This window comes from Pseudomonas sp. M30-35 (genome assembly GCF_002163625.1).
Taxonomy (GTDB): Bacteria; Pseudomonadota; Gammaproteobacteria; order Pseudomonadales; family Pseudomonadaceae; genus Aquipseudomonas.
Genome location: NZ_CP020892.1, coordinates 1 through 23,893, shown reverse-complemented (window position 1 = coordinate 23,893; position 23,893 = coordinate 1). Strand labels below are relative to the sequence as shown.

General features: G+C 53.0%; 15 protein-coding genes. 10 read left to right on the top strand and 5 right to left on the bottom strand.

Annotation, left to right across the window (positions count from 1 at the left end; translation table 11 throughout):
- Positions 1-316: 316 nt before the first annotated feature.
- From B9K09_RS00075 to B9K09_RS00055, 5 genes are all read left to right on the top strand, one after another.
- Complete coding sequence (locus tag B9K09_RS00075) at positions 317-6,406, top strand: type I polyketide synthase (RefSeq protein ID WP_087514863.1); 6,090 nt, start codon at positions 317-319, stop codon at positions 6,404-6,406.
- A 26-nt stretch (positions 6,407-6,432) separates the two neighbouring features.
- The gene (locus B9K09_RS00070) at positions 6,433-7,749 is read left to right on the top strand and encodes an aminotransferase class I/II-fold pyridoxal phosphate-dependent enzyme (protein ID WP_087514862.1); all 1,317 of its coding nucleotides are present in this window, start codon (positions 6,433-6,435) and stop codon (positions 7,747-7,749) included.
- Between the two features lie 26 nt (positions 7,750-7,775).
- Positions 7,776-8,594 (top strand): outer membrane lipoprotein-sorting protein, encoded by an 819-nt coding sequence (locus B9K09_RS00065; RefSeq protein ID WP_087514861.1) that lies wholly within the window; start codon positions 7,776-7,778, stop codon positions 8,592-8,594.
- Positions 8,594-9,790, top strand: a complete 1,197-nt coding sequence (locus tag B9K09_RS00060; protein WP_087514860.1) for a hypothetical protein — start codon at positions 8,594-8,596, stop codon at positions 9,788-9,790. The genes B9K09_RS00065 and B9K09_RS00060 overlap by 1 nt, the downstream gene beginning before the upstream one ends.
- A 202-nt stretch (positions 9,791-9,992) precedes the next feature.
- Positions 9,993-12,215, top strand: a complete 2,223-nt coding sequence (locus B9K09_RS00055) for an RND family transporter (RefSeq protein ID WP_177408614.1) — start codon at positions 9,993-9,995, stop codon at positions 12,213-12,215.
- 89 nt (positions 12,216-12,304) lie between these two features.
- Here B9K09_RS00055 and gyrB read toward each other — a convergent pair whose 3' ends face one another.
- The 4 genes from gyrB to dnaA are packed head-to-tail and all read right to left on the bottom strand — an operon-like array spanning position 12,305 to position 18,448.
- Positions 12,305-14,722 carry a DNA topoisomerase (ATP-hydrolyzing) subunit B gene (gene gyrB / locus B9K09_RS00050; RefSeq protein ID WP_087514858.1) on the bottom strand — a complete coding sequence of 806 codons (2,418 nt, stop codon included), beginning with the start codon at positions 14,720-14,722 and terminating at the stop codon, positions 12,305-12,307.
- 7 nt (positions 14,723-14,729) lie between these two features.
- On the bottom strand, positions 14,730-15,833 hold the full coding sequence (gene recF / locus B9K09_RS00045) for a DNA replication/repair protein RecF (protein ID WP_087514857.1): 1,104 nt from the start codon (positions 15,831-15,833) through the stop codon (positions 14,730-14,732).
- Positions 15,834-15,840: 7 nt separating this feature from the next.
- A complete protein-coding gene (dnaN, locus tag B9K09_RS00040; RefSeq protein ID WP_087514856.1) occupies positions 15,841-16,944 on the bottom strand; it encodes a DNA polymerase III subunit beta in 1,104 nt (367 codons plus the stop codon).
- Between the two features lie 31 nt (positions 16,945-16,975).
- Positions 16,976-18,448 carry a chromosomal replication initiator protein DnaA gene (gene dnaA, locus B9K09_RS00035; protein ID WP_087518909.1) on the bottom strand — a complete coding sequence of 491 codons (1,473 nt, stop codon included), beginning with the start codon at positions 18,446-18,448 and terminating at the stop codon, positions 16,976-16,978.
- A 536-nt stretch (positions 18,449-18,984) separates the two neighbouring features.
- Here dnaA and rpmH point away from each other — a divergent pair.
- The 5 genes from rpmH to mnmE all read left to right on the top strand — a co-directional run bounded on the left by rpmH (position 18,985) and on the right by mnmE (position 22,982).
- Positions 18,985-19,119 carry a 50S ribosomal protein L34 gene (gene rpmH, locus B9K09_RS00030; protein ID WP_003213577.1) on the top strand — a complete coding sequence of 45 codons (135 nt, stop codon included), beginning with the start codon at positions 18,985-18,987 and terminating at the stop codon, positions 19,117-19,119.
- 15 nt (positions 19,120-19,134) lie between these two features.
- Positions 19,135-19,536 (top strand): ribonuclease P protein component, encoded by a 402-nt coding sequence (gene rnpA / locus B9K09_RS00025; protein ID WP_087518908.1) that lies wholly within the window; start codon positions 19,135-19,137, stop codon positions 19,534-19,536.
- Entirely contained in the window at positions 19,529-19,774 is a 246-nt protein-coding gene (gene yidD, locus B9K09_RS00020; RefSeq protein WP_087514855.1) for a membrane protein insertion efficiency factor YidD, read from the top strand. The genes rnpA and yidD overlap by 8 nt, the downstream gene beginning before the upstream one ends.
- A 2-nt stretch (positions 19,775-19,776) precedes the next feature.
- The gene (yidC, locus tag B9K09_RS00015) at positions 19,777-21,525 is read left to right on the top strand and encodes a membrane protein insertase YidC (protein ID WP_087514854.1); all 1,749 of its coding nucleotides are present in this window, start codon (positions 19,777-19,779) and stop codon (positions 21,523-21,525) included.
- 89 nt (positions 21,526-21,614) lie between these two features.
- On the top strand, positions 21,615-22,982 hold the full coding sequence (gene mnmE / locus B9K09_RS00010) for a tRNA uridine-5-carboxymethylaminomethyl(34) synthesis GTPase MnmE (protein ID WP_087514853.1): 1,368 nt from the start codon (positions 21,615-21,617) through the stop codon (positions 22,980-22,982).
- 20 nt (positions 22,983-23,002) lie between these two features.
- Here the strand turns inward: mnmE and B9K09_RS00005 are convergent, their stop codons facing one another.
- Entirely contained in the window at positions 23,003-23,893 is an 891-nt protein-coding gene (locus B9K09_RS00005) for a LysR family transcriptional regulator (RefSeq protein ID WP_087514851.1), read from the bottom strand.

The following is a 23,893-nucleotide window of genomic DNA, read 5'->3' as shown; positions in this document are numbered from 1 at the left end:
TACAGGCACATTAATATACAGTCATACAATCGCGTTTCTATCTATGCGCGTTAGAAGGCATAGGCGTTTAATGTTCCACAGGAGCCTATTACAGGAGCACTGTTAAGCCGCTACTGAAACTTAATGCATAAATGATATTGATATGCCATTGCTATTATTTGGCAGGACTACGTATTGCTATAAATTGGAATTTATATCAACTCGTAATCCTCTACCGATCAACCAATCAGCCTGCAACTTAAGATAATCGCACTATGCCTTGCTAGCGCTTTGCAATGAACGCTGTCAATTTAAATGGATTTAAGGGGCACAACATATGTCAACTAATACTGGCTCAAACCAGGTTGCCTTGATCGGCTCTGCTTGTCGTTTTCCGGGCGGTTCGAATACCCCCGAGGTATTTTTTAACAACCTTCTAACCGGTCAAAACTACGTCAGCCTAGTGCCAAAAGATCGTTGGTCAGTCGACAAATTTCTCAATGAAAAGGATGTCGCAGGGAAAGCCTATGTGTGTTCAGGGCACTTTCTACAGGACTATGACTTTCGTGCATTCGATGCTGATTTTTTCAATTTCTCACCGCGTGAAGTTGAAGCCCTGGACCCACAGCAGCGCCTATTGCTCGAGTTGAGTTGGGAGGCCATGGAAAACGCCGGATTGGATATTGAAAACATGGCTGGTTCGCAGACCGGTGTGTTTGTGGGTGGCTTTACCGTTGACCATCTGCTGAATCAGTTCAGCCCAAGCTCTCGGCAAAACATCGGCGCCAATAGCGCAGCAGGCGCAACACTTACCATGCTCTCGAACCGGATCTCCTACGCATTTGATTTCCGCGGCCCGAGCTTGTCGATTGATACAGCGTGTTCATCCTCGATGGTTGCATTGGCTCAAGCGGTTAACGCGATTCAAAGCCATCAGTGCGATACCGCACTCGTCGGTGGTGCCAACTTTATTTTGCGTCCCGAGTACTCGATAGCCATGTCCAAAGGCCGTTTTCTGGCCAAAGACGGGCGCTCAAAAAGCTTTGATTCACGCGCCGATGGTTACGGCAGAGGTGAGGGTGGTGGTGTAGTCGTACTGAAGAACTATGCCGATGCGATCCGTGATGGCGACCACATCCTGGCGCTGATCGACGGCGTTGGGGTTAATCAGGATGGGCGCACCAGCGGAATTACGGTGCCCAATCCAGCAGCCCAACAAGCGCTGATGCAACGCGTACTCGCATCGTGCGGGTTAGGAGCTAGCGATATCGATTACATCGAAGCCCACGGCACCGGAACACCGATTGGAGACCCGCTCGAAACACGCGCAATTGCTCACGTTTACGGGCGTGATGGCGGCTGCGTGGTGGGTTCAGTCAAAGCCAACATTGGCCACCTTGAGGCAGCTGCGGGTATCGCCAGCGTTATTAAATCGGTCGAAATGCTGCGCCATAACATTGTGCCTCCGGTCGCAGATCTGCAAACGATAAACCCGAAGATCCCCAATGAAGTGCTGCTACCCCGCAAGCCGACTCCCCTGAGCCTACGAAGCAAGCCGCAACGCATTGCGATTAACTCCTTTGGCTACGGCGGCACCAATGCTCACGTGATTGTCAGCGCTAACCCGGTGACCGTGTCCGTACCAAACGCGGCACCGACAACTGCATCATTCAAACTGTTGCCACTCTCCGCGCGGGACCCAAAAGCCCTGCGCGAGCGCGCCAAGCAGCTCGCCGAAATGATGGATCAACCCAACTCACCTGCGCTAGGCGACTTGCTGTACAGCACCAGCTTACGCCGCTCACACATGAGTAACCGGGTGGCTGTATGGGGCGAAACCCATGCAGAGATCGCTGAAGCACTGCATGCTTTTGCAGCCGACAACGAAAGCCAGGCCGTCGAAGGTATTCGCCCATTCAATGCCAGCTCACGCATTGCTTTCGTCTACACCGGCATGGGCCCGCAATGGTGGGGTATGGGCCGAGAGCTGTTACACAGCAGTGCCTTATTCAGGTCGACACTTGAGGCTGCCGATGATGTTTTCGTGGGTATCTCTGGCTTTTCAATTCTGCAGGAAATGCTGCGCGATGAAGACGATTCACAAATAAAACGAACCGAGTTTGCCCAACCTGCCAACCTGATGATTCAAATTGGCCTTACCGCCCTGCTTAAAGCGGAAGGTATCAGCGCCGATGCAGTGGTTGGCCACTCAGTTGGCGAGGTCGCCTCAGGCTGGGCAGCAGGCGCTTTGAGCCTTGAGCAAGCACTGTCGGTTAGTTATCACCGCAGCCGCATTCAGGCTACAACCGCTGACACCGGCGGCATGCTCGCCTTGGGCATGTCCGAAGAACAAGCCAGCAAATTACTTGAACCCTATGCCAACCTTGTCTCGTTAGCGGCTATCAACTCGCCCAAAAGCCTGACCATCGCGGGCGACAAAACCGCGCTCGAACAAATCTGTACGCAGTGTGAAGGCGAGGGGATATTCGCCCGCATGCTCGATGTTGAAGTGCCTTATCACAGCCCCTTGATGGAGCCACTCAAACCTGAGTTGCGCAGTTCCTTGGCGAGCCTTGAACCGCAGCCATCGATCACTCCGCTGTACTCAACCGTCACCGCTAACCTGATCAATCAAGACCCAAACCATCACTTAGGTTTTGACGCCGAATACTGGTGCGACAACGTGCGCAATCCGGTTTATTTCGCTGATGCAATCAACTCGATGATTGATGACGGCTACACCTTGTTCGTTGAAGTTGGACCGCATCCCGTTCTGCGCCGTTCTCTTGAAGAAATATGCACTGCGCGCAACCTCGTGCCGCGCATTGCTTCAACCCTGTGGATAAACAAGCCTGAGCAAACAGCTGTTCGCCGCGCCATAGCCGAAGTCTTCGCGCAGGGTGGTGATATCGATTGGGCCGCTCGCACCGGGCCTGGATCATTGGTAAACCTGCCGGTCTATCCTTGGCAGCGCCAGATTTTGTGGAATGAATCCAGCCATCAAATCAATGACCGTCTTGAACCACAACAGGCTCCGCTAAGTGCCGAAAAAGGCGGGGCAGATCTCAACTTGCGCAGCCTCAACTACTTGCTCGACCACGTAGTTGACGGCTCTGCCATCATGCCCGCAGCCGGGTATCTCGAAGCACTGTGTGAGAAAGCACGCCAGCTCTGGCCTGAAAGCAAAGGGCTGATCATCCGCGATGTGCATATTCATCAGGCGTTGTTGATTGATCAGAGCCGCGCCTTACATCTGCACACGCAAGTCGACCCGACCACCCATCACGCACGACTTCACTCGAAAGAAGCCGGCAGCCGCGAGACAGGCCTGCTCCACGCACAAGCGAACCTCTATCCCTACAACGGTGCAGCCGCGGCCTCAAAGATAAACGTAGCGCAAGACCTGCTGATGGAACAGCTCGACCCACAACAGTTATACGCGCACCTGGCCATCTTGAAATTGCAGTACGGCCACGCATTTCAATCGATCCAAACATTGCAGCGCAACCTGGACGCAGGCATCGCCGTTGCCACTCTGCAACGCCCAGAATCTGCTGGCGAGAAAGCCAGTGCCTACGTCCTCCATCCATCACTCCTTGATGGTTGCTTGCAGATAGCGCTGAGTCTGATGAGTACGAGTGACGGTGCATATTTACCGGTGTCTTTGCGTGCGCTGGAAGTCTATGCAGCACTTCCTGAAAGCATTATTTGTCGGGCCCAGATTGTTGAAAAGAATGTCACGCAAGTGATCTGTGATTTTGAGCTGTGCGATACCGAAGGAAATTTGTTAGCGCGGATAGAAGGCTTGCTGTGCCGCTCACTCAGCGGCGGTGAAAGCGGTGACGGTTATCCACAGGGCGATTATCAGCGCACCTGGCTTGAACAAGCTGAATTAAGTGCTGAAAGCGAAGTGAATTGCACGCTGTTGATCATCGGCGGATCTGATGATCCGCTGCCGCAAACATTGGCAAAAGTTGCCAAACAAAACGTCAAGCAAGTGCACCAATGCAGCTGGCAGCAACTGCACGATTTCGAGTATCTAGGCGAGGTGACACGCGCCATTATCGTTGCCGGATATAGCCCGGAAACCGATGTTGGTTTAAGCACGGAAAATATCTGTCACCTGCTCGCCACTCTGAAAACACTGGCGCGCCAACAACGCCGGTTGCCAGTACGGGTTATTACACGTGATGCGCATTGCGTGCTGCCAAGTGACGCCGTGCAGCCGGATCAAACCTCAGTTGCGGGCTTCCTGCGCGCGGCACGTAACGAGCTGAACAACCTCGATGTTGCCTCAATCGATATCAGCACAGATGCCGCCACTGACACGGCTAACCGCGTGGTTGCCGAAGCGGTAGCAGTGCAGCAAATTGATGAGCTCGCACTGCGCGACAACAAACGTTTCGCTGCGTCATTGATTCTCAGTGGCCAATTGCGCACAGCAAAAATTGTTAGTACCTGTGCCAGCGCCGACGACCCGATCGAGCTATCTCTCACGCCAAACAGTTATCACGCCACACTATTACCCACGCATCCGTTGGGCGCGCACGAGTATCAGTTACGCGTCGAATATTTTGGCGTGCAACTGGCAACCTCTTGCCCCGTCGGAGTGGTCGGTACCATTACTCAAGTTGGCACTCATGCCACGCGTTTTCGCCTAGGTGACCGAGTTGTCGGTTTAGTCGCTCACAAACTTGCCAATCTGTTGCGGGTGAATGAGCAGCACGACGTGCTTGAAGGTGTTGATGCGAGCATAACCGTTAATCCTCTGCTGGCACCCATCGATGCGCGCGCCATAGCGTTAATCGAACGAGCAGAACTATGTCCAGGACAAACCGCTCTGGTGGTTGAAGGCGCGCTCGGCGATGCACTCAGTCAGCGTTTAATCAACGCCGGCGTTGAGGTGTCACGGGTGACGAGAGATTTCGCCAACTTGCCGCAACCGCGTGACGGCCAAGGGTATGACTTACTTGCGGTTCCCTTGGCCAGTTGGAGTCATGAGATCGGGTTCTTCTGCCTAGCCAGCGGTGGCCTCCTGATTGACCTTGACCACGATGTCTCACCATTTGCGTTACCGGCGCACTGCGGCCGCCTGCTACGCATGTCCAATGACCTTGGCGCGCTACATGCCGATACTGGCTATCGTGCGGCATTGCGCCAAGCCATTGCCGAGGAACACAGCAAAGACATTGATAGCGACCTGGTTTTTAGCGATCTGTTGCAGACAAAAGATATCCACAACCTGCCCGCAGACTGGTCGGTCTTGGCTGTGGCCACAGACGCACAAACATTCGATGCGGCGGTTTCTGATCAGCCAGCGTTGAAATCCAACGGCACTTATCTGGTCACTGGCGGTTTTGGCGGTTTTGGCAGCAAGGTAGCGCACTGGCTCGCACACAATGGGGCAGGGCATATTGCATTGGCTGGACGTAGCGGTGGTGACTCCCCAGGCGCCAAACAACTGCTGGAAAGCTTGCAGGCTCTTGGCGCACAAGTCAGCGCCCATGCGCTGGATATCGCCGACCCAGGCAAAGTTAAAGCACTGATCAGTGCAATCAACAGTCAGCAACAGCCACTGCGCGGTATTTACCACGCAGCAGGCGTGCTGGCCGATGAATCGATCGAGCAGATGCAGCCGCAAGTTATCCACAGCGTCATGCAGCCAAAAGCTGGCGGCGCTTGGGCACTGCACCAAGCGACGACTGAGGCAGGAATCGAACTTGAGCAATTCGTCCTGTTTTCATCAATCGCCAACCTTATCGGCAACAGTCGGCAAGCCAATTATTGCGCGGCCAATGGCTTTCTCGATGGGTTGGCCAAGCTACGCCATAGCCAAGGCCTGAAAGCGTTGAGCGTTCATCTCGGTGGCATTGCCGGTACCGGCATGCTCAATATCGACGAGCGCACCAGCCAACACCTGATACGTATCGGCATCAGCATGATCAGTCCCCCGCTTGCCCTACAGGGCATTGCACGGGCGCTGGCTAAAGAGTTGCCACAGGTTGCTATCAGCGAACTGCTGAGCTTTGACAAGTGGGCAGCCTATGAAGCGATGGCGAATAACTCTCCTTGTTATCTCGAGTTGATTGCTGCAAGCGGCGCCGCCAGTGCTGGCGATAACTCACTGGTTGAGCAACTGCATCACGCATTGGCTGAGATGGAGCAGCAGCAGGCGAGTGAGATTTTACAAGCGCTTATTAGCGAAGTCGTGGCAGCGACCCTCAAAACCAACGTCGCACGCCTTAAACCCGATCTGACTTTTGACTTCTTCGGTGTTGATTCATTGAGTTCAGGCGACATCAAGCTACAGCTCGAACAAAAGCTCGGTGTCAGCTATTCAGTCATTGAACTGCTCGGTGCCGCGACCATTGCAAAACTTGCTGAGCGCGCACTAACCCACATCGTCTCCACCCATAAAAATGCATAAACACCTGATATTTAATGGATTAAATTATGAACAACAATGTAAATACAAACATTGAGTCTCTACTGGCGAAGGTTCGCTCAGGTATCCGTATCAACGCTTCCGAGCCTGTCGTCGACCAAGACGTGCACGCACCCGATGCAAGCAAGTACCCAGAATATGCATTAGTGGAGGGTATTAAATCGCTCTACAGCGACAACAACGCAATCAGCAACCCTTACTTCCTGGCACGCAGTGGAGAGGTGTCCAGCAACCTGCAAATTGCAGGCAGCGACTACGTCACTTTCTCCAACTACAACTACCTCGGCCTTTCCCATGATCCACGAGTGAAGGCCGCTGCGCATGACGCGATTGATCAATACGGCTGTCATGCCGGCGCGGCCAGGATGGTCGGCGGCGAAATTGAACTGCACACCCAACTCGAACATGAGCTAGCAGAGTTCACCGGTTTCGAAGCCGTCAGTGTCGGCGTTGGCGGCTACAGTGCCAACGTTTCGGTGATTGGTTACCTGCTCGATAAACAGGACCTGATCATCCATGACGAGTACATGCACAACAGCGCAATCATGGGCTCGGTCATGTCCGGTGCCCGGCGTATAGCCTTTGCTCACAATGACATGGCCGCACTTGATCGTCTGTTGAGCGAAAACCGTAAGCACTATCGTCGCGCGCTGATTTTGGTTGAAGGCGCCTACAGCATGGACGGTGATCTGGTTGATTTACCCGGTGTTGTTGCGCTCAAGAAAAAGCATGGCGCCTGGTTGATGATTGATGAAGCGCACTCGATCGGCACTGTCGGTAAAACCGGGCGCGGCGTTTGCGAGCACTTTGCAATGGACACCGCAGAGGTCGACCTGATCATCGGCACGCTGTCAAAAAGCTTTGCCAGTTGCGGTGGTTTTGTCGCCGGTAAAAAGCAGCTTATCGAATTGCTGCATTACTTTTGTCCAGGGCTGTTGCTCTACAGCACGGGTATTAGCCCAGCTAATACCGCGGCGGCTCTGGCTGCTGTAAGCCTGGCCAGAGCTGAGCCCGAGCGCGTAAAGCGCCTGCAGTACAACGCACAACGCTTCAAGGAAATGGCCGAGGAACGCGGGCTTGATTGCCGCTCCTCGCTGGCCGGTGTGCCTATTGTGCCGCTGATGATCAAGGACGAGCGAGCCTTGGAGCTGATGTCAAAACTGCTCAACAACGGAATCATCGCCCATGCGGTGATGCACCCGGTGGTGCCCCGCGAAGCCGCACGTCTGCGCTGTTTTATCAGCCACGACCACGACGAAACGATGTTCGCCCACACCCTCGACCTGTTGGTCGAAGACGCCTGTACAGCGCCTAACAATCGCTAAGTTATCCACAGACAAGGAAGCCGCAAATGAACAATCGACTGTTGCAAACCCTGCTCGCCCTAAGCCTATCCCTCGCAGCCAGCAGCCAGGCGCTTGGCCAAACTGAAGCAAGCCCTGATGCCTTTGAACGGGGTACCGAGATTGCCAATAAGATTCATGACAATGATTCAGGTTTTGTCGACTACAAAGCCGCTGGGTACATGACCACTAAGCGCGCGGGTGGCGCTGCTGCCGAGCGTAGTTTTCAAATGTACACCCTCGAATCGGCTGACGCAGGCGACAAACGCTTGGTGGTATTTCAAACCCCACGCGACCTCGCAGGCTTTGTCTCGCTGACCTACAACAACCCCGATGCGCCGGATGATCAGTGGATTTTTTTACCGGCACTGAATCGAGTGAAGCGCCTCGCCTCACGCGACAAGACCGGCTCTTTTGGCGGTTCTGAATTCTCCTACGAGGACATCGCCACATGGGAGCTGAACAGCTACACCTATAAATTTTTGCAGGATGAGCCTTGTGGCGAGCCAAAAACCACTTGCCATACCATCGCCAATATTCCCAAGTACCAATACTCTGGCTACTCGAAACTAGTAGAAACCATTGACCCACGTATTTGGAAACCGCAGAACGTTGTTTATTTCGATAAAGCCGGGCGCGAACTAAAACGCCTCGATTTTTACGACTACCAGCAATACCAGGGCAAATACTGGCGCCCGGGCCGGATCGTCATGACCAATCTGCGCGACAACTCCGTGTCTGAAATCAAATGGGTCGATTACACATTCAAAACGGGTCTTAAAGAGTCTGACATGTCAGAACGTCGAATGGCGTTCTGGTCACGCTGATGAACAAGCGCATACCCACCACCTGGCTTGGCGTGTTGGCGATCTCAACCCTGCTGCCCGCGCACGGCGCAAGCGTGCGCGGCTCTGTTGGGGTTGATACGACCCTCTACTCTGACGAGCCGCTGTACCAAAATCAAAGCAGCCGCGATGTGCTCGGTTCAGGCTACGCAGACCTCAGTTTGGCCGCTGAGTCTGAATCGGGAGATCGTTACGACCTTTCATTATTCTCTCGAATTTCGCCTGACCGTCAGCACAAGGTTACCGGTGATATTCGCCAAGCATCAGTGTGGATAAGCACTGACTTAGCGGACTACAAATTTGGTGTACTCAAACAAACTTGGGGCATGCTTGAAGCGTGGAGCCCTGTGGATATCATCAACCAAAGGGACATGGCTGAAGACTTTCAAGGCAAGGTAAAGCTCGGCCAGCCTGGTGCCGTGGCAGCGTTTAAGCTCGATGATTCAGTGCTATCCCTGTACGGCACCACCTACGCACGTGAACGTCGATTTGGCGAGGGCAGGGACCGTTTACGAATACTTCCAGCTCCCATAACCGATGAGCATTATGAACGAGGCCGCTGGGCGCCTGACTTTGCTGCACGTTATCAATTTCGCCTCGGCGACAGCATTGATATCGCCGTGTCTCAGTTCAAGGGGCACAACCGCGAACCGGTACTCCAAGCCCTTGCCGATCGCAACGGAGTTTATGCGTTTACCGCCGACTACCAGACCATCGAGCAAACCGGGCTTGAGGCGCAATACGTCTACGGCGACAGCATTTTCAAGTCTGAGGTGATCTATCAGGACGGTGCTGAAGATTCATTTTTCGGTGGTGGAGTCGGCGCCGAAACCAACTTTGCTACGTGGCTCGGGGGCATGGGTGATCTGACCCTGTATGCCGAGTTCTACCACGACGACCGCTCCGACCAAGCGCCAATCACACCGTTCCAACGCGACATATTTACCGGGGCACGTTACAGCCTTAACGACCTCAATGGGTACATGCTCGAACTGCGTAATACGCACGACCTTGAGTGGCAATCCAACCTTATTGATCTACGCGCTTCACGCCGGATGTTCAACGACGGCGTACTTTCCATTTCGTTGATAAAAGCTGCAAACGCCAAGAAGGACCCGGCGCTGCAAGGCTTTCGTAACGACAGCTATTTTAAGATCGGCTACGCCTGGTACTACTAAAACTGCTGACAAATAACGTTTCATATTCCACGGACGGCAATGTGCAATGAAAACCGGAAACTCTGTGGACAAAAATCCACATCGCAACAGCCCTCACGCAACCATGATGAGGTGGTTAAATACTTACGCTGGTTGGGTGACTGCCAACCCTTGGAAGGTGTTGACCGCATCATTGTTAGTTGCCCTCGCGCTTAGTGCTGCTATGTCGCAACTGACCTTTCGAGGCGACAACCGGGTCTTCTTCGCGGGTAACAACCCCGACCTGATCGCGCTGGATAAATTCGAGCAAGTCTATGGTCGTGACGACACTTTGCTGTTCGTCATCTCGGCGCAACAAGGCGACTTATTCAATCCTGCCACGTTAGACGCGATCAGTAGATTGACCGATCAGGCGTGGAACCTACCCAATGTAAAGCGGGTTGATTCACTGACCAATTTCCAACGTGTTCAAGCCGTTGGTGATGATATTAATATCGATCAACTACTGCGCACCGGAGACCCATTATCCGCTGCGGATGCGCACAAATTGAAGCAAGCATCGAAGCATGAACCGCTGCTGATTGGTCGCCTGGTTTCGCAAGACGGTCGGTTAGCTTTAGTCGCCGTTAACTTCCGTTTTGCGCCAAACACAGCCTCTCAGCAAACCGCGAAATCCATGCACGCGGCGCAGAAACTGGCTGAAAACTTCAAGCAAAGTAACCCAGAATTGAACCTTGGTTTATCCGGTTCAATTGCGCTCGATAATGCCTTTGTTGAGGCGAGTATTTCCGACAGCACGGTATTACTGCCAAGCATGGTTCTGGTACTGCTTGCAGTTATTTTTCTAGTGTTACGTTCAGCTGCCTGCGCTTTCGTAACCTTCGCCGTCATAGCCCTTGGCACCACAAGTGCACTGGGTATTGCTGCGTTACTGGGCGTGCCTTTGTCGTCACCCAGCGTAGTTGCTCCCAATATTATTCTGACCATAGCGTGCTGTGACTGTATTCATATCTGCTCGGGCATGATGCGCTTAAGGCGCACAGGCCTGAGCCGGACCGAATCAGTCAAAGAAGTGTTGGTAGAGTGCTGGTGGGCAGTGACATTAACCAGTATCACCACGGCAATTGGTTTTCTATCGTTGTTGTTTAGTGCCGTGCCGCCATTTGCCCACTTGGGCATCATTGTCGCGCTTGGTTCACTGATGGCCTGGCTACTGAGCCTAACCTTCCTGCCTGCATTACTCTGTGTACTGCCATGGAAGGCGGCGAACGTCATTCCCGCGCAGAGCTTGAGCTCGATTGTTGCTGGCGTCGTGATAAAGCACCCGCGAAAGATATTGCTGAGCGTCAGTTTAATATCGCTGGTACTGAGTGGGTTTGCCTTTACTAATACACTTGATGATCGCTACGTACGCTACTTTGATCAACGCTTTGAGTTTCGCCAAGCAACAGATTCACTCAATCAACAACTCGGTGGTTTCTACACCATGGAGTATTCACTTGATTCAGGCGAAGAGGGCGGCATCAGTAATCCCGCTTACCTCAATCAAACCGAGCAATTTGCCCAATGGTTACGCCAGCAACCCGGCGTCACTCATGTTAATGGTTTGCCAGATATCGTTAAAACCCTGAACCGAGCCATGAATGGGGGTGCAGGCAAACAGTACAGGCTACCGACTTCAGCGGCGCTATCCAGCCAACTTCTCGCCCTGTATGAGATGTCATTACCCTTTGGGACCGATCTTAAAAACCAACTAACCGCCGATAAACGTAGCGCTCGTCTAACGGTAAGCCTGGCAGATGTTTCAACAGCCAGAATGGCTGAGCTGCAAGCTCAGGCGCAAACCTGGGCAAAGCAGAACACACCGCTCATTGCCGACTCGGCGAGGGCAACTGGAACCTCATTGCTGTTTGCCCACATTGGTAACCGCAATATCCACGAAATGCTCAAGGGCATGCTTATCGGGGTTTTTGCGGTGTGGTTAGTCTTTATCGTTGCCTTCCGCTCGTTGGGTTTGAGCCTGATCGGCAGTGTGGCAAACCTCATCCCCGCACTGGTGACCTTGGGGATTTGGGCATTGGTAAACGGTGAGGTCGGCATGGCTGTCGCCACTGTGGCATCTGTGACCTTCGGCGTCGTGGTCGACGATACCATTCATATGCTCACCACTTATTCACGCTTACGCAGGGCAGGGCAGTCGACCTACGAAGCAGTTGAGCTTAGTTTCAATATGGTTGGCACCGGCATGATCACCATGACTTTTTCACTGGCTGCGGGCTTTGCCTGCTTAGCATTTTCCGGCTTCCAGATTAACGCCTGGATGGGGCTCATGGCTTCAATCACCATCGTCGTTGCCTTGCTCTTCGACCTGCTCTTTATCCCGGCAATTCTATTGGTCTTTGCGCCCAAACCTCGCCCAGACCAGCCCGCTCAGCTAACGCTGTAAATCTCTGCGGCCTTACTTCGTGCAGGCATAAAAAAACCCCAGCATCAACGCTGGGGTTTTTATTGGTTTGGCTTTAAACCGTCGGCAAATTACACGTCGAGGTTTGACACTGCCAAGGCGTTGGTTTCGATGAAGTCACGGCGCGGTTCTACTTCGTCACCCATCAAGGTGTTGAAGATCTGATCTGCGGCGATGGCATCTTCGATACGCACTTTCAACATACGGCGCACGTCTGGGTCCATGGTGGTTTCCCAGAGTTGGTCTGGGTTCATTTCACCGAGACCTTTGTAGCGCTGAACGCTGTGACGCTTGGTGCTTTCAGTCATCAGCCAGTTGAGCGCTTCCTTGAAGGTCGCCACAGGCTTCTTACGCTCACCACGCTGTACGTAGGCACCTTCTTCCAACAAGCTGTTGAGCTGATCGCCCAAGCTGGTAACGGTCTTGTAATCGTTACTGCCGAAGAAGTCGCGGTTGAAGATGATATAGCTCGAGTTACCGTGCGAGATCAGCTCAACTTCAGGCACCCACAAATGACGCTCGGTGTCTTCGTGCAGACGCGTTTTGTAAACCAGACCGGATTTTTCAGTGGTCTTCAAACGTGTCTCAAACTGTGCCAACCAGCTTTCCATCATGGCTTTGTTTGCTAGCTGCTCAAGGCTCACGCCTGGCAGATACACGAAGTGCTCAGTCAGCTCCTGAGGGTACAGGCGCGACAAACGCTTAAGGGTCTTCATCACCAATCGGTAATCGTTAACCAAACGCTCCAGCGAGGCTCCTGAGAGGCCTGGTGCGTTCTCGTTAACGTGCAGGCTGGCATCTTCAAGGGCCGATTGGGTCATGTATTCTTCCATGGCCTCATCGTCTTTGATGTACTGCTCTTGCTTACCTTTCTTGACCTTGTACAGCGGCGGCTGGGCAATGTAGATGTAACCGCGTTCGACCAGCTCCGGCAACTGACGGAAGAAGAACGTCAGGAGTAGGGTACGGATGTGCGAACCGTCGACGTCAGCATCGGTCATGATGATGATGTTGTGATAACGCAGCTTGTCGATGTTGTATTCATCGCGGCCAATACCACAGCCGAGAGCGGTGATCAGCGTGCCTACTTCCTGGGAAGAAATCATCTTGTCGAAACGTGCTTTTTCGACGTTAAGAATCTTACCTTTAAGCGGCAGGATCGCCTGAGTCTTGCGGTTACGGCCCTGCTTTGCAGAACCGCCCGCGGAGTCCCCTTCCACTATGTACAGTTCGGAAAGCGCTGGGTCTTTCTCTTGGCAGTCAGCCAGTTTGCCCGGCAAACCTGCGATATCCAAAGCACCTTTGCGGCGAGTCATTTCACGGGCTTTTCGTGCAGCTTCACGAGCACGGGCAGCATCGATCATTTTGCCGACAACAGCTTTAGCTTCATTTGGGTTTTCCAGCAGGAAGTCAGAGAAGTATTTACCCATCTCTTGCTCGACTGCAGTTTTAACCTCAGATGAAACCAGTTTGTCTTTGGTCTGCGAACTGAATTTTGGATCAGGTACCTTGACCGAAATAATCGCAGTCAAGCCTTCACGGGCATCATCACCCGTGGTTGAAATCTTGTGCTTCTTGGCCAGACCTTCCTGCTCAATGTAAGCATTGAGGTTACGGGTCAGGGCAGAGCGGAAGCCCGCAAGGTGGGTACCACCATCGCGCTGCGGAATGTTGTTGGTGAAGCACAACAGGTTCTCGTTGAAGCTATCGTTCCACTGCAAGGCAACTTCAACACCGACACCATCATCGCGTTGTACGGTGAAGTGGAAGACCTGATTGACTGCTGTCTTGTTGTGGTTGAGGTATTCAACGAAGGCACGCAAGCCACCTTCGTACTTGAATAGCTCTTCCTTGGCGGTGCGTTCATCCTTGAGCACGATACCCACACCGGAGTTAAGGAAGGACAACTCACGCAAACGCTTGGCCAAGATATCCCAGCTGAAATGGATATTGGCAAAGGTATCTTCAGACGGTTTGAAGTGGATCTGAGTACCGCTGGTATCGGTATCACCTACAGGTGCAATCGGAGCCTGTGGCACGCCATGCACATAGGTCTGTTCCCAGACTTTGCCAGCACGGCGAATGGTCATCACCAATTCTTTAGACAGTGCGTTTACAACCGAAACACCCACACCGTGCAAACCACCGGAAACCTTGTAGCTGTTGTCATCGAACTTACCGCCAGCGTGCAATACGGTCATGATGACCTCTGCAGCCGATACACCTTCTTCCTTGTGAATATCGACCGGAATACCACGGCCGTTATCACGTACGGTGATCGATTCATCAGGGTGAATAATGATGGTGATTTCGCTGCAATGGCCGGCCAATGCTTCGTCGATCGAGTTATCAACCACCTCGAACACCATATGGTGCAGGCCGCTGCCATCGTCGGTATCACCGATGTACATACCAGGTCTTTTGCGCACGGCATCCAGGCCTTTCAAGACCTTAATGTTATTGGAGTCGTACGTTTGATTTTCGCTCATGCCTTCATCACTCCTGGTGGTCGTGGGTCTGGGTGATACTGCCATGTTCCACGTGGAACATGGCAACTGGCGTGTCCGTGCGCCAGCCTTCCCGCAACAATTCATGGTCTACACAAGTGATGAACACTTGGCAGTTCAAATCATCTAATAACTTACAAAGCGCACGTCGGTGATGCTCATCCAGTTCTGACGGCAAGTCATCCACCAGATATATGCACTGACCTCGCTTTGCCTGATCAACCAAATGGCCCTGCGCAATGCGCAGCGCACAAACAACTAATTTCTGCTGACCCCGTGAAAGAATGTCAGCCGCATTATGACCGCTTAGACGCAAACGCAAATCAGCGCGTTGCGGGCCAGCTTGGGTGTGCCCAATCTGTTGGTCACGGGCCAGCGTAGAGGCCAAAACTTCTATAAGTGGGCGATCCTTATCCCAGCCTCGGTAATAACTGAGGCTTAAGCCTTCTAGTTCGACCAGCTCGCTTAAGGTCTGTTCGAACACCGGCTTAAGGGCCTGTATATAGGCTCGTCTGTAGCTATCAATCTCATCGCTCGCCAGACACAGCTCTCGGTCCCAGGCCGCTTGTGACGCGGCATCAAGTGTACCATGTCGCAGCCATGAGTTCCGCTGCCTTAACGCCTTCTGTAGGCGCTGCCAGGCCGGTAAAAAACGAGGTTCCACGTGGAACACTCCCCAATCCAGAAACTGCCTACGGATTTTGGGAGCACCTTCAAGCAAGCGGAAGCTGTCTGGATTGATTAATTGCAGGGGCAAGGTTTCAGCAAGTTGCGTGGCACTGCGTGCATTCTCACCATCAATACGAATTTTGAAATCGCCTTGCCGTTGCCGCGAAACACCTAAGCTGGCTTGTCGACCGTCAGCCAACTGAACTTGTCCGAAAACAGTACATGCGGGTTGATCGTATTGAATAACCGGAAGTAAGCGTGTGCTGCGAAAAGATCGAGCAAGGCCAAGCAAATGGATGGCTTCAAGCAGGCTAGTTTTGCCGCTGCCATTTGCGCCGTGGAGAATATTGATACGCGGGGAGGGAGAGATTGTCACCGGGTGCAGATTACGCACCGCGGTGACATTGACGCGGCTTAGGGACATTAACGAGTTACAAACGCATCGGCATAACGACGTAAGCAGAGTCGTCGTTGTCAGCTTCTTGGACCAGTGCGCTGCTGTTGGAGTCAGACAAGATCAAACGAACCTGATCCGTTGTCATCACGCCCAATACATCTAGCAGGTAGCTAACGTTAAAGCCAATTTCCAAAGCGCTGCCGTTGTATTCAACTGCGGTTTCTTCTTCAGCTTCTTCCTGCTCGGGGTTGTTTGCTTGAATTTTCAGCAAACCCGATTCCAGTTGCAGTCGAATACCGCGGTACTTTTCGTTCGACAGAATCGCGGTACGGCTGAATGCTTCACGCAGCCCCTGACGATCAGCGATAACGATCTTATCACCGCCACGCGGCAGTACACGCTCGTAGTCTGGGAACTTACCGTCAACCAATTTCGAGGTGAAGGTGAACTCACCTGTGGTCGCACGGATGTGGTGTTGACCCAGAACGATGCTGACAATGCCGTCCTGTTCAGTCAGTAGACGCGCTAGCTCAAGGATACCTTTACGCGGAACAATCACTTGGTGACGCTCAACGTTGTCGATTTCAGCCTGCATCGAGCACATGGCCAAGCGGTGGCCGTCAGTCGCAACAGCGCGCAAGATGCCGGTTTGCACCTCAAGCAGCATACCGTTTAGGTAGTAACGAACATCCTGTTGGGCCATGGCAAAGCTAGTGCGCTCGATCAAACGGCGTAACTTGCTCTGCACCAGGTCGAAAGTCAGTGAGCCTGGTCCTTCTTCAACTGTTGGGAAGTCGTTGGCTGGAAGGGTTGAGAGGCTAAAGCGGCTACGCCCGGCTTTAACCAGAAGCTTTTGTTCATCGACACGAATGTCGATCAAGGCATCGCTCGGTAAGCTTTTGCAAATATCCATCAGCTTACGTGCCGGTACGGTGATTTCACCTGGCTCAGCAGCATCTTCCAAAGTTACTCGGCCAACCAGTTCTACCTCGAGATCTGTACCGGTCAGCGATAGCTGCTGGCCTTCAACTACTAACAGCACGTTCGAGAGAACCGGCAAGGTCTGGCGGCGTTCCACGACGCCTGCGACCAGTTGCAGAGGTTTCAACAGGGCTTCGCGTTGAATTGTGAAATGCATGGTCTAGTCCCTTGCCTTGTGGAGTTGCGTATTAAGTTGTCAGTGTGCGCAACAAGTTTTTGTAGTCCTCGCGGATATCCGCGTCGGATTCCCTAAGTTCAGCAATCTTACGGCATGCATGCAACACCGTGGTGTGATCACGACCGCCAAAGGCATCACCAATTTCAGGCAGGCTGTGGTTGGTCAATTCCTTGGACAGCGCCATAGCCACCTGCCGTGGGCGCGCAATGGAACGCGAACGACGCTTGGACAACAGATCAGAAATCTTGATCTTGTAGTACTCAGCTGCCGTGCGCTGAATATTATCAATGCTTACCAGCTTGTCTTGCAGCGCAAGCAGATCCTTCAACGACTCACGAATAAGCTCAATCGTAATGTCACGCCCCATAAAGTGCGAGTGGGCAATGACACGTTTGAGCGCGCCTTCAAGCTCGCGCACGTTGGAGCGTATACGCTGAGCAATGAAGAATGCGGCATCGTGAGGCAAGTCTACTTTGGCTTGATCAGCCTTTTTCATCAAGATCGCAACGCGGGTTTCCAACTCTGGCGGCTCAACGGCAACCGTTAACCCCCAACCGAAACGCGATTTTAAACGTTCTTCAAGGCCTTCAATTTCTTTCGGATAGCGGTCGCTGGTCAGAATGACTTGTTGGCCACCCTCCAGTAAGGCATTGAAAGTATGGAAGAATTCTTCTTGAGAACGTTCTTTCTTGGCAAAAAACTGAATATCATCAATCAGTAATGCATCAACAGAACGGTAAAACCGTTTGAACTCGTTGATTGCATTGAGCTGCAGGGCTTTAACCATGTCTGCGACAAACCGCTCGGAATGCAGGTACACAACCTTGGCATTCGGGTTTTTCTGCAGCAGGTGGTTACCCACAGCGTGCATAAGGTGGGTTTTACCCAGACCGACACCGCCATACAAAAACAGTGGGTTATAACCGTGCTTCGGGTTATCTGCCACTTGCCAGGCAGCAGCGCGCGCCAGTTGGTTCGATTTACCTTCAACGAAGTTATCAAAGGTAAATGTGCGATTGAGATAACTGGTGTGCTTAAGCGCACCCTCAACCTGTACAGCACGCTCAGTGCGCGGTGGCTGTGCAGCAGGCGCAGTATTAGCTGAACCATCGAAACGCGAACGCTCTGGATTCACCTGAGGCTCTACCTGGGGAGCAGAGTTCACCTGAGCAGGCACTGGAGCAGGCGCTGCAACTGGTTGCGGAGTCGGTGTAGTGACTGCACGCGGCTTAGAGCTACGCTTGCTTCCTATTAATAAGGAAAGCGCAGGCACAAACCCTTCGGAGCGCTCAGTGAGCAATTCAAGCAGGCGAGTGATGTACTTATCATTGACCCAATCGAGTACAAAACGGTTAGGCGCGTACACACGGAGTTCGTCGCCTTCGGCTTCGACCTGCAATGGACGAATCCAAGTGTTGAATTGCTGAGCAGGCAGCTCATCACGTAGAAGTTCTACGCATTGCTGCCAAAGTTCCACAGACACTGACATCCCCTAGATCGAAAGGCGGTGAGGCAAAATCAGTCGCTATTGTAGCCTCCGAGCTCTGAGTTATCCACACGTAAAAATGCCAGTGGCTATATAAAATCAACATCTTAATGAAGAATTCAACCGACAGACGGGAGGACAAAAACCCTGTGGATAACTGCCTTTCAGCTCTTGGGATAAGCCTGCGCATAAACTATCGATAACCCTGCCTGTGGATAAACTAGCATTTCATCCTCAGCTTATACGCTGCATCCACACAGTTGCAGCACGGTTTTTGGACAGCCTTGCTATCCGCTATAATCCACAGCCATAAAGGCCTGTAGCCACTTATGCACAGATATTTGCTTGCATAGTAATTACATACATATCTAAAGATCTTTAAATAATCTCTTCTCTTTATCTATATCTAAGCAAAAAAGAGATGCAAGACATGCTGGTTGGAAATTGACCTATCCCTCGGGTTTCTCTACAATCGCCGGTCTCTTAAAACGGGGGCCATTCCGGCCCGTTGTCGATCAACCAGGTAACACACCATGAAACGCACTTTCCAACCAAGCACCATCAAACGCGCTCGCACCCATGGCTTCCGTGCTCGCATGGCTACCAAGAACGGCCGTGCTGTCCTGTCGCGTCGCCGCGCCAAGGGCCGTGCTCGTCTCGCCGTTTAATTTTTCTGTCTTGTGGTGAGTCGAGGCTTCAGCCGGGACAAGCGTTTGCTAACCCCCCGGCAATTCAAGGCAGTCTTCGACTCCCCTAGCGGTAAAGTTCCGGGTAGAAATGTCCTGCTGCTTGCGCGCAACAACGACCTAGATCATCCCCGTTTGGGCTTGGTGATCGGTAAAAAGAGCGTAAAGCTCTCAGTTGAGCGCAATCGCCTTAAACGCCAGATTCGCGAAACATTCCGCCAGAGTCAGGACAACCTGACCGGTTGGGATATCGTGATTGTGGCGCGTAAAGGCCTGGGCGATTTAGAGAATGTTGAACTTGCTCAGCAATTCAACAAGCTCTGGAAACGCCTTGCTCGCAGCAAACCCAGCCCTGAAGTAGCCGTCCCTTCTGGGGTGAGTGACAAACCGAATGCGTAAGCTGGCTCTAGCTCCAATCCAGTTTTACCGTTACGCCATCAGCCCACTGATGGCGAGTCATTGTCGCTTTTATCCAAGCTGCTCTTGCTACGCGTATGACGCCATTGAACAACATGGCGTCATACGTGGCGGCTGGCTGACCCTGCGTCGGTTAGGTCGCTGCCACCCATGGAATCCCGGCGGCTACGATCCGGTTCCCCTTGCGAATAAATCCCGTACCTCTTCGATGGCCGAATAATCATGGATATCAAACGCTCGATCCTGATCGTCGCCCTGGCAGTCGTGTCCTATATGATGGTTCTTCAGTGGAACCAGGACTACGGTCAAGCTGACTACCCGACTCAGAATACGACAGTAACTTCCAACACCTCCGCCGATCTGCCAGATACGCCTGTCGCTGAAAATACCAGCGCTGGTGATATCCCAGCTGTCGCCAATACCGAGCAACTCAAGCCTGACACCACTCAGATTGCCAAAGGCAATGATCTGATTCGGGTGAAGACTGATGTGCTGAACTTGGCGATCGACCCACGTGGCGGTGATGTTGTGCAACTGACGTTGCCTCAGTATCCACGTCGCCAAGATCGTCCAGACGTACCTTTCCAGTTGTTCGATAACGGCAACGAGCGTATTTATTTGGCGCAAAGTGGCCTGATTGGCAGCAACGCTCCAGATAAATCCAGTGGTCGTGCATTGTGGAGCAGTGCGCAGAAGAGCTACGAACTGGCCGATGGCCAGGACCAGTTGGTGGTTGACCTGACTCTCAGCGAGGGCGGCGTCAATTACATCAAGCGCTATACCTTCAAGCGTGGCTTGAACCCTGAGTGCTCGGCTAAAGAGCAAATGCTCAAGAAACCAGGTTGTATCGATCCGTCGTCGTATAAGGTTGATGTTAAATACCTGATCGACAACCAGAGCGGTGCGGCGTGGAGCGGCAACATGTTTGCTCAGCTCAAGCGCGACGACAGCGATGATCCGTCGAAGACGACAGCGACCAGCACTGCGACCTATCTGGGCGCGGCAATGTCGACACCTGATTCGACTTATCAAAAAGTGTCGATGAAAGACATCGACAAAAAGCCAGTCAAAGAAACCGTCAGCGGTGGCTGGATTGCTTGGCTGCAGCACTACTTCGTCACTGCCTGGGTGCCGGATCAGAGCGAAAACAACGTTATTCAGACGCGCAAGGACAGTCAGGGTAATTACATTGTCGGTTACACCAGCCCAGCCCTTAACGTTGCGGCGGGTAGCACAGGTGAAATCGGTGCCTCTCTGTATGCCGGTCCAAAAATCCAGAAGTACCTGGGTAGCCTCTCGCCAGGTCTGGAACTGACCGTCGACTACGGCATTCTGTGGTTCCTCGCGCAACCAATCTTCTGGTTGCTGCAACATATCCACAGCATTCTGGGTAACTGGGGTTGGTCGATTATTGTTCTGACCTGCATCATCAAACTGATTTTCTTCCCTCTGTCGGCTGCCAGCTACAAGTCGATGGCACGCATGCGTGCAGTCGCGCCAAAAATGGCTGCACTGAAAGAACAGTTTGGCGATGATCGTCAAAAAATGTCTCAGGGCATGATGGAGCTGTACAAGAAAGAGAAGATCAACCCCTTGGGTGGTTGCTTGCCGATTCTGGTCCAGATGCCGGTGTTCCTTGCTCTCTACTGGGTACTTCTGGAAAGCGTTGAAATGCGCCAGGCCCCATGGATGTTCTGGATCACTGACCTGTCGATTAAAGACCCGTTCTTTATTCTGCCGATCATCATGGGCGCTTCGATGTTCATTCAGCAGCAGCTGAACCCGACACCGCCGGATCCGATGCAAGCGAAAGTGATGAAAATGATGCCAATCATCTTCACCTTCTTCTTCCTCTGGTTCCCTGCTGGTCTGGTTATGTACTGGGTTGTGAACAACTGCTTGTCGATCGCGCAGCAGTGGTACATTACGCGCAAGATTGAAGCCGCAACCAAAGCAGCTGAAGCCAAATAGCTAAGCGCAACTGGCTAAGCTGTAAACAAAACGCCCCTCTTTAGGGGCGTTTTGCTATGTTGCCTGTGGATAAGATTTCGGAGAGAACCATGCAAGTAGCCGGTGAAACCATCGCAGCAGTCGCCACCGCACAAGGTCGCGGCGGCGTCGGTATCGTTCGGGTGTCCGGACCATTGGCTGGAGCAATGGCACAGGCGTTTTGCCAGCGTGAGTTGAAACCACGCTATGCGCACTACGGTCCTTTCTATAGCGAAGGCGATGCCGTGCTCGATGAAGGTTTGGCTCTGTACTTCCCGGGGCCCAACTCGTTCACTGGCGAAGATGTGCTGGAACTGCAAGGACATGGGGGCCCCGTGGTACTCGATCTGTTGCTGCGCCGCTGTGTACAACTCGGTGCGCGTCTGGCCAAACCCGGTGAGTTCAGCGAGCGTGCATTTCTCAACGATAAACTCGACCTGGCTCAGGCTGAAGCGATTGCCGACTTGATAGAAGCCAGCTCAGAGCAAGCCGCGCGCAATGCACTGCGCTCGTTGCAGGGCGAGTTCTCTCGCCGCGTGCATGGTTTAACCGAGCGCCTGATCAACCTGCGCATTTATGTTGAAGCGGCGATCGACTTCCCGGAAGAAGAGATCGACTTTCTTGCCGATGGCCACGTGTTGCGCATGCTTGAGGAGGTCCGCGCTGAATTGCTCAATGTAGTTCGCGAGGCTGGGCAGGGCGCATTGCTGCGCGACGGGATGACGGTGGTCATTGCCGGGCGACCCAATGCCGGAAAGTCGAGTTTGCTCAATGCCCTGGCCGGGCGTGAGGCTGCAATCGTCACAGAGATTGCCGGCACCACTCGTGATGTTCTGCGTGAACATATCCACATCGACGGCATGCCACTGCACGTGGTGGATACCGCCGGCCTGCGCGATACCGATGATCATGTGGAAAAGATCGGAGTTGAGCGTGCGCTGAAAGCGATTTCTGAAGCTGATCGAATATTGCTGGTGGTGGATGCCACTGCGCCAGAAGCGGCGGACCCGTTTATGTTGTGGCCGGAATTTCTCGCCATGCGCCCGGACCCAGCAAAAGTAACCTTGATCCGCAACAAAGCCGACTTAAGCAATGAACCTGTATCGATTGAGGTGAGTAACGATGGTCACGTCACTATCAGCTTATCTGCCAAATCAACAGAAGGCCTGGATTTGCTGCGTGAACACCTGAAAGCCTGCATGGGTTATCAACAGACCTCCGAAAGCAGCTTTAGCGCTCGGCGCAGGCACCTGGACGCCCTCCATCAAGCCCAGACGCATCTTGATCACGGTTATGCACAGCTGACTCTTGCAGGGGCAGGTGAGCTACTCGCAGAAGACCTGCGTCACGCTCAGCAGGCCTTGGGCGAAATTACCGGGGCCTTTAGTTCTGATGACCTGCTGGGGCGGATATTTTCGAGCTTCTGCATCGGCAAATAATTTGCCAATCAAACTGAAGCTTAGTTATCCACAGCAGGGGGATTTTCCTGCAAATGCACAACGAATGCCTGCGCGAGGGCATTGCTCTCATGCAGCGGTTGGGTGACCAAAGAGAAACGCCGCCGCAACTCGAGTGGTGTTTGCAGGATCACTAATTCGCCCGCAGCAACCTGTTCGGCAATCGATAACCCCGACAAACAACCAATGCCAAGCCCTGCCTTGACCGATTGCTTGATAGCTTCCTGACGATTCAGTGCCAGCGCCAGTTTTACCTGTCCGGAGACTTGCTGCACCGCAGCATCAAATACTGCACGGGTGCCTGAACCTGGTTCACGCAGTACCCAGCGCTGCTCGCATATTTGCTCTGCCGAGAGCTTGCCAGCCGCTGCCAGTGGATGATCCGGCCGGCAAAAGACTTGAAGTTGATCTTCGCACCATGGAGTTATACACAGCTGGCTGTGTAAAGCGGGTCCTTCGATCAAACCAAGGTGGACCTGGCCTTTTTCAACAGCACTAATCACATCCTCAGTATTGCTGATGCGGATATCAGGATCGACCTGATCATGCTTGTGGATAAAGCTGCTGAGCAGCTTGGGCAGTATATAACTGGCGATGGTCAGGCTGGCAGCTACCCGCAAGGTGCCGCTGATTGCGTCGGCAGGGTTGTGGATAAGATTATCCAGGGTCTGCAATATCAGCCCAACCTTAGGTAAGGCGGCACGGCCCGCATCGGTTATCTGTAAATCACGCCCAACTCGATGAAACAGTGGGTAACCAAGCCCTGACTCAAGCTCGCGCAGGGCTTGGCTCGCGGCCGACTGACTTATGGCTTGATCATCCGCAGCCGCTGTCAGGCGGCCAAGACGCGCAGTGGCTTCAAAGATCTTTAGTTGCCTTAAACTTATGGTCAT

Excerpts from the sequence above, each read along its gene's own strand:
- B9K09_RS00075 (WP_087514863.1), top strand. The coding sequence starts at position 317 with ATGTCAACTAATACTGGCTCAAACCAGGTTGCCTTGATCGGCTCTGCT.
- B9K09_RS00070 (WP_087514862.1), top strand. The coding sequence starts at position 6,433 with ATGAACAACAATGTAAATACAAACATTGAGTCTCTACTGGCGAAGGTT.
- B9K09_RS00065 (WP_087514861.1), top strand. The coding sequence starts at position 7,776 with ATGAACAATCGACTGTTGCAAACCCTGCTCGCCCTAAGCCTATCCCTC.
- B9K09_RS00060 (WP_087514860.1), top strand. The coding sequence starts at position 8,594 with ATGAACAAGCGCATACCCACCACCTGGCTTGGCGTGTTGGCGATCTCA.
- B9K09_RS00055 (WP_177408614.1), top strand. The coding sequence starts at position 9,993 with ATGTCGCAACTGACCTTTCGAGGCGACAACCGGGTCTTCTTCGCGGGT.
- gyrB (WP_087514858.1), bottom strand. The coding sequence starts at position 14,722 with ATGAGCGAAAATCAAACGTACGACTCCAATAACATTAAGGTCTTGAAA.
- recF (WP_087514857.1), bottom strand. The coding sequence starts at position 15,833 with ATGTCCCTAAGCCGCGTCAATGTCACCGCGGTGCGTAATCTGCACCCG.
- dnaN (WP_087514856.1), bottom strand. The coding sequence starts at position 16,944 with ATGCATTTCACAATTCAACGCGAAGCCCTGTTGAAACCTCTGCAACTG.
- rpmH (WP_003213577.1), top strand. The coding sequence starts at position 18,985 with ATGAAACGCACTTTCCAACCAAGCACCATCAAACGCGCTCGCACCCAT.
- yidD (WP_087514855.1), top strand. The coding sequence starts at position 19,529 with ATGCGTAAGCTGGCTCTAGCTCCAATCCAGTTTTACCGTTACGCCATC.
- yidC (WP_087514854.1), top strand. The coding sequence starts at position 19,777 with ATGGATATCAAACGCTCGATCCTGATCGTCGCCCTGGCAGTCGTGTCC.
- mnmE (WP_087514853.1), top strand. The coding sequence starts at position 21,615 with ATGCAAGTAGCCGGTGAAACCATCGCAGCAGTCGCCACCGCACAAGGT.
- B9K09_RS00005 (WP_087514851.1), bottom strand. The coding sequence starts at position 23,893 with ATGACCATAAGTTTAAGGCAACTAAAGATCTTTGAAGCCACTGCGCGT.